The 12,462-nt window shown below is 66.4% G+C and carries 7 protein-coding genes; 4 read left to right on the top strand and 3 right to left on the bottom strand.

The genetic code is table 11. The annotated features are described in order from the left end of the window. The first annotated feature begins 21 nt into the window (after nt 1–21). The 4 genes from ubiB to coaBC all read left to right on the top strand — a co-directional run bounded on the left by ubiB (nt 22) and on the right by coaBC (nt 3,595). Nucleotides 22–1,596, top strand: coding sequence for a 2-polyprenylphenol 6-hydroxylase (gene ubiB, locus FFS37_RS20735; protein WP_137932835.1), 1,575 nt, complete (start codon nt 22–24; stop codon nt 1,594–1,596). Nucleotides 1,597–1,672: 76 nt separating this feature from the next. After that, a complete protein-coding gene (locus FFS37_RS20730) occupies nt 1,673–1,933 on the top strand; it encodes a FitA-like ribbon-helix-helix domain-containing protein (protein ID WP_137932834.1) in 261 nt (86 codons plus the stop codon). Next, a complete protein-coding gene (locus FFS37_RS20725; protein WP_137932833.1) occupies nt 1,930–2,337 on the top strand; it encodes a type II toxin-antitoxin system VapC family toxin in 408 nt (135 codons plus the stop codon). Before FFS37_RS20730 ends, FFS37_RS20725 begins: the two co-directional genes overlap by 4 nt. Before the next feature lie 25 nt (nt 2,338–2,362). After that, entirely contained in the window at nt 2,363–3,595 is a 1,233-nt protein-coding gene (coaBC, locus tag FFS37_RS20720; RefSeq protein WP_137932832.1) for a bifunctional phosphopantothenoylcysteine decarboxylase/phosphopantothenate--cysteine ligase CoaBC, read from the top strand. 98 nt (nt 3,596–3,693) lie between these two features. Here the strand turns inward: coaBC and FFS37_RS20715 are convergent, their stop codons facing one another. From FFS37_RS20715 to FFS37_RS36475, 3 genes are all read right to left on the bottom strand, one after another. After that, nucleotides 3,694–4,275: an invasion associated locus B family protein gene (locus FFS37_RS20715; protein ID WP_137932831.1), complete on the bottom strand. Its 582-nt coding sequence runs from the start codon at nt 4,273–4,275 to the stop codon at nt 3,694–3,696. Nucleotides 4,276–4,310: 35 nt separating this feature from the next. Beyond that, nucleotides 4,311–5,708 carry an autotransporter outer membrane beta-barrel domain-containing protein gene (locus tag FFS37_RS36200; RefSeq protein ID WP_232375726.1) on the bottom strand — a complete coding sequence of 466 codons (1,398 nt, stop codon included), beginning with the start codon at nt 5,706–5,708 and terminating at the stop codon, nt 4,311–4,313. A gap of 63 nt (nt 5,709–5,771) precedes the next feature. Further along, nucleotides 5,772–12,398 carry a beta strand repeat-containing protein gene (locus FFS37_RS36475; protein ID WP_269750914.1) on the bottom strand — a complete coding sequence of 2,209 codons (6,627 nt, stop codon included), beginning with the start codon at nt 12,396–12,398 and terminating at the stop codon, nt 5,772–5,774. Between the last annotated feature and the right edge of the window lie 64 nt (nt 12,399–12,462).

Raw genomic sequence — 12,462 nt, 5'->3', positions numbered from 1 at the left:
GCTGGCAGGGCGGGCCTGGCCATGAGCACGGTCAGCGCGGGATTCCGGCTTGTGCGCGCCGGCTGGGTGCTGGTGCGCGAGGGCGTCGTTGCAGCCCTGCCAGGCGAGGAACTGTCCGGCCTGCCGAAATTCGGCTGGCGGCTGGCGCGGCTGTTCACCCGCCGCCGCGCGCTCGCCTATGAGCGCAGCGACCGGCTGGCCAAGGCGGTGGTCCGGCTCGGCCCGTCCTATGTCAAGCTTGGCCAGTTCCTGGCGACACGGCCCGACGTCGTCGGCAACGACATGGCGCTCGATCTCGCCATGCTGCAGGACAAGATGCACACCTTCCCGAAGGCCGAGGCGGTTGCCGCCATCGAGGCTTCGCTAGGGCGCAAGATCGGCGATCTCTATGCGCAATTCGGCGACCCGGTGGCCGCCGCTTCCATCGCCCAGGTCCATGCAGCCGAAACCGTCCGTGACGGCGCCGCCACCAAGGTCGCGGTCAAGGTCATCCGGCCGGGCGTACGCCGCCGCTTCTTCCAGGACCTCGAAAGCTATTTCCTGGCCGCCCGCCTGCAGGAGAAATACATCCCCTCCTCGCGCCGGCTGCGGCCGGTGGAGGTGACCGAGACGCTGGCGCAGACCACCAAGATCGAGATGGACCTGCGCCTCGAGGCGGCAGCACTCTCCGAGCTTGGCGAGAACACCAGGGACGATCCCGGCTTTCGCGTGCCCTATGTCGACTGGGAGCGCACCGGCCGTGACGTGCTGACCATGGAATGGGTCGACGGCGTCAAGATGAACAACATCGCCGGTCTCGAGGCCGCCGGCCACGACCTGAAGGCGATCGCCGCCAACCTCATCCAGTCGTTCCTGCGCCACACGCTGCGCGACGGCTTCTTCCATGCCGACATGCATCCGGGCAATCTGTTCGTCGAGGCCAACGGCACCATCGTCGCCGTCGATCTCGGCATCGCCGGCCGGCTCGGCAAGAAGGAACGTCGCTTCCTGGCAGAGATTCTCTACGGCTTCATCCAGCGCGACTATCTGCGTGTCGCCGAGGTGCATTTCGAGGCCGGCTACGTGCCCCGCCAGCACAATGTCGCGGCCTTCGCGCAGGCGATCCGGGCGATCGGCGAACCGATCCACGGCCAGCCGGCCGAGACGATTTCGATGGCCAAGCTTCTGACGCTGCTGTTCGAGGTGACCGAACTCTTCGACATGGCGACGCGCCCTGAACTGATCCTGTTGCAGAAGACCATGGTCGTGGTCGAGGGCGTGGCGCGCACGCTCGATCCTGCCTTCAACATGTGGAAGACCGCCGAACCCGTGGTCGGCGGCTGGATCGCCGGAAACCTCGGCCCGCGCGGCATGATGCTGGACGCACGCGATGGCGCCAAGGCGCTTTTGACGCTTGCCCGCCAGGCGCCCGAGCTTGCCGCGCGCACCGACCGGCTGTCGCGAGAGATCGACCTGATGGCCGAGCACGGCCTGCGCTTCGACGAGACCACGGCGCGGGCCATCGGCAAGGCCGAGGCACGCTACAGCCGCTCCGGTCGCGTGGCGCTGTGGGTGATCGCACTGACGCTGGTGTACATCGCGTGGAAGTTGCTCTGAGTGACTGCAATGACAGCAGTGCTGTCATTGCAGTCACTCAACCTCTGGCCTATATTATGAGGCAAGGAGCGAGGCCATGAGCACGATAACGATCCGTAATCTTGATGACAGCGTGAAGCAGGTGCTTCGCGAACGCGCCGCCGCGCGCGGCGTCTCCATGGAGCAGGAAGTGCGGGATTCCTTGCGTGAGATGGCGATGCCAAGAACCAGGCTTGAGAACGGGGCGTGGCGGCTGAAGGCATCCCGCGAAGAAATCCTGGCTCTCGGACGGAAGCTGGAGCGTCCGTTTGATCTCAAGGCGATCACCGATCACATGTGGGACGAGGGACTGCTGTGACAGTCGCAGTCGACACCTCGGCGTTGATCGCAATCCTAGGTGCAGAACCGGATGCAGCTGCATTCGTCGATGTTTTCGGCACCTCACCCGCCGCACTGATAAGCACTGCCACCTTGCTGGAGGCGCACTGTGTCGCCACCAGGTCGAGCGGTGGTGTCAACGCTGGCGAGTTCCAAACGCTCATCGACCGTCTCGAGCTGACGGTGGTCCCTTTTGACTTGGCGCAGCTGGAAGCCGCGCGGCTCGCCTACTCTCGATATGGTCGTGGGTCCAGCCATCGTGCTGACCTCAACATGGGCGATTGTTTCGCCTACGCCTTGGCCAAGACCCGAAACGTGCCGCTGCTTTTCAAGGGCGATGATTTCATCCATACCGATATCGAACCGGCGCTGAAGCCGGCATGACACTGGACAAGAACAGGTCTCAGGCATGAGCCTCTCCGGCAAGCGCATCCTGCTCATCATCGGCGGCGGCATCGCCGCCTACAAGGCGCTCGACCTGATCCGCCGGCTGCGCGAGCGCGGTGCGGCGGTGCGCGTGGTGATGACGGCCGGCGCCCGCGAGTTCATCACCCCCCTGTCGGCCGGCGCGCTTTCGGCCGACCATGTCTTTACCGAACTGTTCGATCGCAATGACGAGCACGATGTCGGCCATATCAGGCTGTCGCGCGAGGCCGATTTGCTCGTCGTCGCTCCCGCCACCGCCGACCTCATGGCAAAGGCCGCCAACGGCCACGCCAATGACCTCGCCTCGGCGGTGCTCCTGGCAACGAACAAGCCGGTGCTGATGGCGCCTGCCATGAACCCCAGCATGTGGATCCATCCGGCGACGCGCCGCAACCGCGCGACGCTGGGCAAGGATGGCGTCACCTTCGTCGGTCCGACCAAGGGCGAGATGGCCGAAAGCAACGAGGCCGGCGAAGGCCGCATGGCCGAACCGCTGGAGATCGTTGCAGCCATCGGAGCGTTGCTCGATGCCGGCCCCAAACCGCTGTCGGGCCGCAGGATCATCGTCACCTCCGGCCCGACACACGAGCCGATCGATCCCGTGCGCTATATCGCCAACCGCTCGTCCGGCAAGCAGGGGCATGCCATTGCGGCCGCCCTGGCGCGGCTCGGCGCCGATGTGCACCTGGTTTCCGGACCGGTGACCATCGTCGATCCCGCCGGCGTGACAACCGTCCATGTCGAAAGCGCGCGCCAGATGCGCGACGCGGTCGAGCAGCTCCTGCCCGCCGACGCGGCGGTCTTCGTTGCCGCCGTCGCCGACTGGCGCAGCGAGACTTCAGCCGGGGAGAAGATCAAGAAGGTGGCCGGCGAAGGTCCGCCGACGCTTCGGATGGTCGAGAATCCCGACATCCTCGCCGGGGTCGGCCATCACAGGCAGCGGCCCAGCCTCGTGGTCGGCTTTGCCGCCGAGACGCAGGATCTTCTGCGCAACGCCGAAGCGAAACTGATTAAGAAAGGCGCCGATCTCATCGTCGCCAACGATGTCTCGCACGAGAGTGGCATCGGTCCTTCGGGCGTGATGGGCGGCGATCGCAACCGGGTGCGGATCGTGTCGAAGGCCGGCGTCGAGGAATGGCCCGAAATGACCAAGGACGAGGTCGCGACGCGGCTTGCCGCGCTCATTGCCGAGCGGCTCAAGACAACCGTCGTCTGACATCTCGACGCAGCTCCAGGCTGCGTTTGAAGGAGCGTAGCGCCTGCCATTCCATCGGGCAGGCGCTACCCATTTTCAGAAATCCGGTGGCTTGCCGGTCAGTTGGCCAACAGCTCGGCGGTACGGGTGAGCGCGCCGCTGAAGCCGTTGAGCGGAATGGAAAAGCTCACCTGCTGCCCCGTATCCGCCGCGAAGGCATCGATCTTCAGGGTCGTGCCCGCCTTGAGCAAAGGCGTGACATTCGCGTCGAAGGCCACCGGCACCAGGCAGCCGACGACCTGGCAGGTGTTGAACGGCAGGCTGCCGTCGAGCTTCTGGTCGTCGATCGTCAGGGTGACACCCTTGGCGAGAGCAAGCCCGAACGGCAGGGCAAGCGTTCCACTGGCATCCTCGCCGGTCTTGCTCGACAGCTCGATTGCCAGCAGGCGCTGGTTGTTCTGCTTGTTGAATTGCTGATGCGACAGGCTGCAGACCTTGGCCGTGCCCGATATCTGGCAATTGACCGTCCAGTCGCCATGGGTTTCGGACAAGGCCGATGCGCCGCCGGGCAGTTGTGGAGCGTCCGCCGCGGCCGGAGGCGTTGCCGCCACCTTGTCGCCCTTGGTCTGCGCGGCAACAGCCGGCAACCCTGCGATGCAGGCCGCACCCAGCATCGCCGCGAAATACACGTACTTCCTCATCAAGACCCCTCCCGCCCGGCTCCGCCTCGAGCCAGCTAGAAACTGACCTTGAGCGACGCGCTGACTGCGTTCTGTTTTACCGTTTCGCCGAAGGCGCCGTTGTACCTGACCGACAGGCCGACGCCGTTGACGCCATTCAACTCAAGCCCGGCGCCAACCCGATAGAGCGGCGAATCGACCGCCTCCGTCAAGTGCAATGCCGGGTTGCCGGGTAAATTCTGCGCCGCGGTGAACTGACCTTCGATCTCCCACTCCTTGTTCGAGAACTCCACCCCCGCCTTTCCGTAGACGCGGAGACTGGCGATGTCGCTGAGCGCGATGTCGGCGCCAGCCTCGAGAGCAGGCGTCGCCGAATAATAGGTGTTGGCGCTTCCATTGAAGGTGAAGGCTGCGACCGAGCCTTCCTCCTGGCCGGAAACACGCAGCCAGCGGGCATCGAGTTGCAGTGTCGGCTGCAGGTAGAACGCCCCCATCTCCTGAGTGAAGCCAAGACGGGCCGAACCGCCGAACATTGCCGTCTTCTGCGAATAGGTGACGCTGTTGCCGATGCCGGGCAGAAGTTCTTCGTCAAGGTAGTCGCCGACGAGCGTTTCGCCCGGGATGAAGCCGACCTGATCGATATGCGTGTCGCGCTCGCCCTTGAACGAGCCGGTGCCGCCGCCGAGCGCGAAATCGACGAAATAATTCTTGTCGGCGTATTTCGCCAGCGCATAGGCCTGCCAGGCCTCGCCTGTCGTTTCAGAAAGCTGAGCGCCGTTGAACGCGATCGTCGAATCGAACTCGGTCCGGCCGATCGTCGCGCCGAGCGACCAGTTCTGGCCGATCTCGCTGATGCCGCCGAGCGACATCGTCTTCAGGACGTCGTCTCGGCTTGTCGTTCCCGCGCCCGCGTCGCGGCTGTACTCGGCCTGCGGGTTGATCGAGGCCCAGATGCAGCGGCCGTCGGGGTTCTTGTAGGCCGGCACGCCAGTGCATTCACGCGCCGCGTCCAGCATCATGTCCGCCTCACGGTTGATCATGTCGAACGTGTGGACGGCGTAGTGCGGTGTCAGCCGTGTCAATGCCGCGCCCAATTCCTGTTCGTTCGGCAGGAAGCGCAACATGTTGATCAGGCGAGCCATCGGATTGTCCGGAGTGGACGAAGCCTCGACGTCGTCGAGATACTGCGCCATCTGAAACACGCCGGGATCAGTGGTGCCGGAACCTGGATCCTGCGCCAGCTGGAGGAAGGTCTTGTTGTCGGTGTAGAGGACGAGGTCCTTGCCGTCGACCTTGGTCAGGAAATTGAAGCCGACATAGGGATGCAGCGTCGTCGGCGCCAGATAATTGTCGACCATCGAGGAACCCGTCGCCAGCACATATTGCGTGAACAACTTGTCGATGGACAGGAAATTGAGCGGCGCCGTGCCATTGAAATTGCCCGCGCCAGTCAAGATCAACTGGTCGGTGATCTGATTGTTGAGATCGATATCGGTAACGAACTTGCCGGTATTGTCCTAGGTAAAGCCGCCGGTCAGGTTCACTGTCGCGACCACGCCGATGCCCTGGTTGGTGTAAAGACCGTCATTGGTGAACAGCCCCCCGCCGAGGTCGATGGTCTTGAGCGCGACCATCGAGGAATCAGCGAAATTGTGGAAGCTGTTGTTGCCGCCGCCGAGGTCGATGTTGCCGATGACTCGGCCGAGCGTATCGGCGGTCGGCGAATTGTCGACATGATCGTCGCCCGACGTGCCGGTGATGGCAAACGGACTGAACTGGTCCAGCAGCGATTCCAGGATCGCGTTCGTCGGCACCACCGGCCCCGGCGCCAGCAGGAAGGCCTGGAACGCCTGGAACTGCGACGCCTGGATCTGGAATGTCGGATTCGCTCCCATCGCGTAGAGCAGGCTGTGGTTGGTCAGCGTATTGTCCGCGCCGCCGACCAGCATGGCGGCCACGCCTGTTCCGGACCCGCCGATCGTATACTTGCCATTGAGGTCGATGGTGATGTTGCCTTTGCCGTGCTCGGCCGTGCTTTCGCCGTAGACGGCCACCGAATCCGCGCCCTGCGCGAACAGGCTGTCGCCCGCCGTCAGATCGACCGCATGCGCGTTGCCGTCGCCGGTCGCGCTCTGGCCGAACATGGCGTAGGAGCTTGCGCCCTTGACCCAGACCTGGCTGTCGGTGCTTGCCGACGCCGCGTCGGCGTCGCCGATGCCGCCCTGCGAACCGGCCGCCGAACTGCCCATGGTCAGCGAGTCGGTGCCGCCGGCACCGCCGCCGCCGCCCACCGCCTGGGCGACGATACCGTGCGCGCGGTCGCCATCTGTTTCGATGGCGCCGGACTGGACGATCTTGACGATGCCGCCCGTGCCCTTCGTTCCGCCGGGCGTGTTGAAGCCGATCGCATTCGGGCCGCCGCCGTCATCATCGGCGCCGAAGCGGCCGAAACCCGCGCCGCCGAAACCGCCGCCGCCGCCGATCGATTGTGCAAAGATGGCGATGGAATCCTTGCCGTGCGTCGTGATCGTCCCCGTACGGATGACCGTGACATTGCCGCCATCGCCGCCATTGCCGCCGAGGCCGCCAATGGCCAGGGCGTTCGACGTCTTGCCGCTGGCGTCGCCGCCATAACCGCCGCCGCCGCCGATCGATTGCGCCACGACGCCATGCGCGCGCGCTCCGAACGTCTCGATCGAACCGGACACGGTGACGTCGACGTCGCCGCCATTGCCGCCCCTGCCGCCAAATCCGCCGATCTGCAGCGCAAAGGAGCTGTCTCCGGCGGTATCGGCCGAGACCGTGCCGCCATAGCCGCCGCCGCCGCCGATCGACTGCGCGAAGATGCCGATCGCACCGTCCTTGTTGGTTATGATCTTGCCGTCATTGTTGACGATGACATGACCGCCATTGGCGCCATCGCCGGCCGGGGCCGACACGGCGCCGCCGATACTCATGTCGGCCTCTGAAGCGCTTGCCGCGGCGCCAGAAGCGCCGCCGCCGCCGCCGACCGACTGGGCGAAGATGCCGTGCGACAGATAGCCGTAGGTCGTGATCTCGCCGTGATTGTCCACCGTCACATCGCCGCCGCGATTGCCCGAGCCGCCTATGCCGCCGATCGATAGATTGACAGCGACATCCTCGGCCTTGCCAGTTTCGGTCGAGCCGCTGCCGGCCGCGCCGCCGCCGCCGCCGATCGACTGGGCGAAGATGCCGTACGAATTGTCGCCCTTGGTGATGATGCTTCCGGTCAGGTTGTTCGTGACATGGACGAACTGTCCGTAGCCACCATCGCCGCCCAGTCCGCCAAGAGCTGCCGAGATAGAGACCTTGGCGTCCGCGGACGTGGATGCGGCCGCGCCACCGACGCCGCCGCTGCCGCCGATCGATTGCGCCATGATGCCATGCGAATTGGCCATGTCCGTCCAGATAACGCCGTCATTGGTGACATGCACCTCGCCACCATTGCCGCCGCCGGCGCCCAGGCCACCCATCGAGAACTTGACGTCCACGGTGCCGCCATCGCTGCCCGTGCTCTTGCCCGCGCCGCCGGAGCCGCCGCCGCCGCCGACCGACTGCGCGAAGATGCCGATGGAGTTCTCGCGCTTGGTCCAGATGAAGCCATTTCCTTCATTGGTGACTTCGACCAGGGCGCCATTGCCGGCGCTGCCGCCGGCTCCGCCGATGCCGCCGCCAATGGCGTATTCGGCCTTGGCGCCGGCTGAAGCCGAGCCGCCGACGCCGCCGCCACCGCCGATCGAGCTGGCACTGATGCCATAGGAGAAGGCGCCGTCGGTGATGATCCAGTTGTTGTTGGTGACCGATACCGCACCGCCATTGCCGGCCGTGCCGCCCGGCAGTGCCAAGGCGACGCCGATCGACACCGTCGTGGCCCCATCGTCGCCGGCGCCGCTGCCGCCGCTGTCGCCGACATCCTCATCGGAAGCCGATGCGGCACCCGCCGCGCCGCCGCCGCCGCCGACCGACATGGCGACGATGCCGGAAGAACCGAAGCCCGACGTCATGATTATGCCGGTGTTGTTGACGGTCACCTTCATCGCGTCGGCGGCGCCGCCGCCCGAGCCGCCCAGGCCCATATTGACGCTGACGCTCGTCTGGCTGGTGCCGCCGATATTGTAGGATTTTGCCGTGCTGGAGCCGCCAATGCCGCCGCCGCCGCCGATCGACTGGGCCATGATGCCCGAGGAGAAAGCGCCGGTCGTGGTCAGGTTGCCCGAATTGATGACGTCGACCGTATTGCCGAAACCGCCCTTGCCGCCGCCGCCGCCCATGGCGAAATTGGCCGCGATGTTGACGCCATCGCCGCCGCCGACATTCGCGGTCCCGCCGGTGCTGGTGCCGCCATTACCGCCGCCGCCGCCGATCGACTGCGCCACGATAGCGCTCGAGGAATCCCCATCGGTGGAGACCGTCATCGCATTGGTGACATGAACGTCGCCGGCGCTGTTGCACTGGGTCGGGTCATTGCCAATACAGCCGCCACCCTTGCCGCCGATCGTCACCGAGGCGCTGATTGTAACGCTGTTGCCATAGCCGCCCGCGCCGCCAAACGTGTCGCCGCCATTGCCGCCGCCGCCGCCGATCGACTGCGCAAGGATGCCGACCGCCTGGAACCCATGGGTCACGATCTGCCCGCCACTGACGAGACCGGTCTCCACGGTAACGGTCTTGCCTTGTCCGCCATTGCCGCCGCTGCCGCCAACGGCAACGCCGAGGTTTATCGTGACTTCGTCGCTGACCGCGCCCGCGATTGACGTGGCGCGGCCGCCATTGCCGCCGCCGCCCCCGATAGACTGCGCCACGATGCCGCCTGAGCCGTCGGCCGCCGTCAGCGAGATGATCTTTCCGTCGGCCTTGAGACTGACCACACCGCCCGAGCCGCCATTACCACCGTCGCCGCCAAGCGTGACCGCAACCGCCGCCGAAGCATAAAGACCGGCGCTGAAGGCGCCGGCGACAGCCTTGCCGCCATTGCCGCCGCCGCCGCCGACGGCCTGCGCGATGATGCCCTTGGCGCCCATGCCGCTGACCGTGATGTCGCCGGCGTGGGTGACATCGACCTCCATGGCGTCACGACCCGGTCCGCCGTCACCGCCGACGGCAACCGCGGCGCCAACGAAAGCGCCAACCGAGATCGCACCCGCGCTGCCGCCATTGCCGCCGCCACCGCCGACCGATTGCGCCAGGATACCGTGGGCAAGGTCGCCCTTGGTCGTGATGTTCGCGGTGTTGTTGACCTCAACCGCTCCGCCATTGCCGCCGCCGCCGCCTTTGCCGCCCACGCCGACTGCGGTGAACAGCCCACCCGCGCCGGCGAGGCCGCCATCGCCGCCGCCGCCGCCGATAGCCTGGGCCAGGATACCGATCGACATGTCCGCATTGGTCTTGATCACGCCGGTATTGGTCACGGTGACCTTCATGGCGCTGCCGCCATCGGAACCCGCCCCGCCTATCGCCAGCGACGGTCCTCCGAGCGCGACGGCGAAACCGCCCGAGCCGCCGCCACCGCCGATCGACTGCGCCTGGATGCCGTGCGACTGGATGCCGTCCGTGGTGATGTCGGCACCATTGGTGACATCGACCGTGTTGCCGGCGCCGCCGCCGGCGCCCTTGCCGGCAATGCTGATATTGAGCGCGAAGCTGCCGGCCGCGCTACCGCCGCCCGTGCCGCCGCCGCCGCCCACCGACTGCGCGATGATGCCGGTGGAGCGGTCCTTCATTGTATGAATGGTGCCGTCGTCGATGGTCACGGACACGGCCTTTGACGCGCCTGCCGCACCCGCCTGGCCCCCGACGCCGACAGCCGCACCGGCCGAAAGATTGAACGAGAAGCCGCCATTGCCACCGCCGCCACCGACCGACTGAACGATGAGGCCCGCCGAATCGGCTTCATGCGTGGTGATGACGGTGCTCGCGGAGCGATATGTCGCCGTGTCGGCGGCGCCGCCGCCCGCGCCATTGCCGCCGATGCCGACGGTCAGCCCGAGCCCGACGCCGATGACGCCCCCGCCATTGCCGCCGCCGCCGCCGATCGACTGCACGATGATGCCGGCCGAACGCTGTTCGAATGTCTCGATCGATCCGTTGTAGGTGGCGTCCACGGCCAGGCCGGCGCCGGCCGCGCCGGCGCCGCCGCCAATGCCGAGATTGGCGATCGAGCCGAACGTACCGACGAAGCCGCCATTGCCGCCGCCGCCGCCAACAGATTGGACAATCAATCCGGCCGAATCCGTCTGATGGGTGGTGATGGATTGCTGGGTGCCGTCGGCCGTGCGGAAGAAGACCTGGCCACCATCGCCACCCTTACTGCCGTTGCCGCCGACGCCGACGCTCACGCCCAGGCTGCCAGCGACCACGAAACCGCCATTACCACCGCCGCCACCGAGGGACTGGGCAATGATGCCTGCCGAGCGCACGCCGAAGGTTTCCACCGTCCCGCCGGTCGTCACATCCACCTTCTTGCCGATGCCACCGGCCGCGCCACTACCGCCGACGCCAACTGCTACCGTGCCCGCGCCGTTAAGCGCGAAGCCGCCATTGCCACCGCCGCCGCCAACCGATTGCACCAGGATGCCAGTCGAATCGCTCCCGTTGGTCGTGACCTTGGAATTGGCGATGTTGTAGGTGACTTCGTCGCCGTCGCCGGCCGCGCTGCCGCTGCCGCCGACCGAAACCGAGACAATCCCGCCGATCGCCAGGCTGCCGCCGCCATTGCCGCCGCCACCGCCAACCGACTGTGCCAGAATGCCGATGGCCGAATTGCCATGCGTGCTGACCGTGGCGCTGGTCCCGGCCTGGTTAACATTGACGACACCGCCATTGCCGCCGGTGCCGCCACCTCCGCCGATGGCGACGGAAGCGACCGGACCAGCCGAGAGAGCGAAGCCGCCATTGCCGCCGCCACCGCCGACCGACTGCGCCAGCACGCCATGCGCGCCATCGCCGCTGCCGTCATTGCCCGTAATGATGATGCCGCCGACATTGGCATCGACCTCGCCGCCCTTGCCGCCGCCGCCGCCGCTGCCGCCGACGGAAACGATGCCGGCCGCGCCGCCGCCATCGCCGCCGCCGCCGCCCACCGATTCGACCAGCATGCCTATGGCACCGAGGCCGCTGGTGGTGATGGAACCGGTGTTGGTGCCGGTGGACGTACCGCCATCGTTGCCCGGCTTTCCGGCACCGCCGCCACCGAATAGGCCGAAGGCTCCGCCACCATCACCGCCGCCGCCGCCGACAGACTGGACAACCATGCCGCTGGCGAAGTCGCCAATCGTTGTGATGTTTCCAGAGTTCTTGCCGTCCGCGGGGCCGCCGATGGTCGGTACGCCACCATTGCCGCCGCCGCCATTGATCAGGCCGGTGCCCTGGGCTCCGTCGCCACCGCCGCCACCGGCCGAGCGAACCAGGATGCCCTTCGCAAAGGTGCCCTGCGTATGGATGTCGCCCGCGTTGTCCGCAGTTGCCGAGCCACCATTTCCACCGGAACCACCGTCGCCGCCTTTGCCCGATCCGATGCCGCCAACGGCGGTGCCGCCATTGCCGCCATTGCCGCCGCTGGCGTTGACAGTGATGCCGTTCGCCAGGTTTGCCGTCGTAGTGATGTTGCTGGTCGATGTCGTCGTCGCGGTGGCCGTGCCACCATCACCGCCCCTGCCGCCGGTGCCGCCGTCGATCAGCAGCAGATGGAAAGCAAAGCCGCCATTGCCGCCATTGCCGCCGCTTGCATTCGCAATGACGCCGCTCGCGGAAACGCCGCTGGTCTGCAGCTGGGCCGTATTCGTGATATCGACGACGCCACCCTTGGCGCCGTTGCCACCATTGCCGCCGTCGACCTCGAAGAAAGGCGGAACGATGGTCGGCTCGACGGTGGAGCCGCCGTCGCCCCCTCTGCCGCCAACGGCGCTACCGACATAGGCGCTGCCAACACTCGATTGTGGAAGATTGTTCGTGTCGTTGACCGGCCCGGTCGGGGGATGGCCATCATCCGCATCGGCATCGCCAATGACGTTGGCGCCATTGTCGCCGGGTGCGCCGTCGTGGTTGATGACGACCTGTGCGTGGGCAGCGTTCACGTTCAGCACGGCAATGCCGGCCAGCGCCGTAGCGCCAAGCAGCAGAGTCATCCGAGCAGCCATGACCACCGAACGACCGTTTCCAGCCATGGGAGATGGGGCTGTCACGAGAAGT

It is taken from the genome of Mesorhizobium comanense (assembly GCF_005503535.1).
In the GTDB taxonomy this organism is placed as follows: Bacteria; Pseudomonadota; Alphaproteobacteria; order Rhizobiales; family Rhizobiaceae; genus Mesorhizobium; species Mesorhizobium comanense.
Note: the sequence above shows the minus strand (reverse complement) of the source record. Positions and strands in the feature narration are given on the sequence as shown.

What these genes read in the sequence shown, in the direction of transcription:
- FFS37_RS20715 (WP_137932831.1), bottom strand. Translation starts at nt 4,275, where the DNA reads ATGAGGAAGTACGTGTATTTCGCGGCGATGCTGGGTGCGGCCTGCATC.
- FFS37_RS20730 (WP_137932834.1), top strand. Translation starts at nt 1,673, where the DNA reads ATGAGCACGATAACGATCCGTAATCTTGATGACAGCGTGAAGCAGGTG.
- FFS37_RS36475 (WP_269750914.1), bottom strand. Translation starts at nt 12,398, where the DNA reads ATGACTCTGCTGCTTGGCGCTACGGCGCTGGCCGGCATTGCCGTGCTG.
- ubiB (WP_137932835.1), top strand. Translation starts at nt 22, where the DNA reads ATGAGCACGGTCAGCGCGGGATTCCGGCTTGTGCGCGCCGGCTGGGTG.
- coaBC (WP_137932832.1), top strand. Translation starts at nt 2,363, where the DNA reads ATGAGCCTCTCCGGCAAGCGCATCCTGCTCATCATCGGCGGCGGCATC.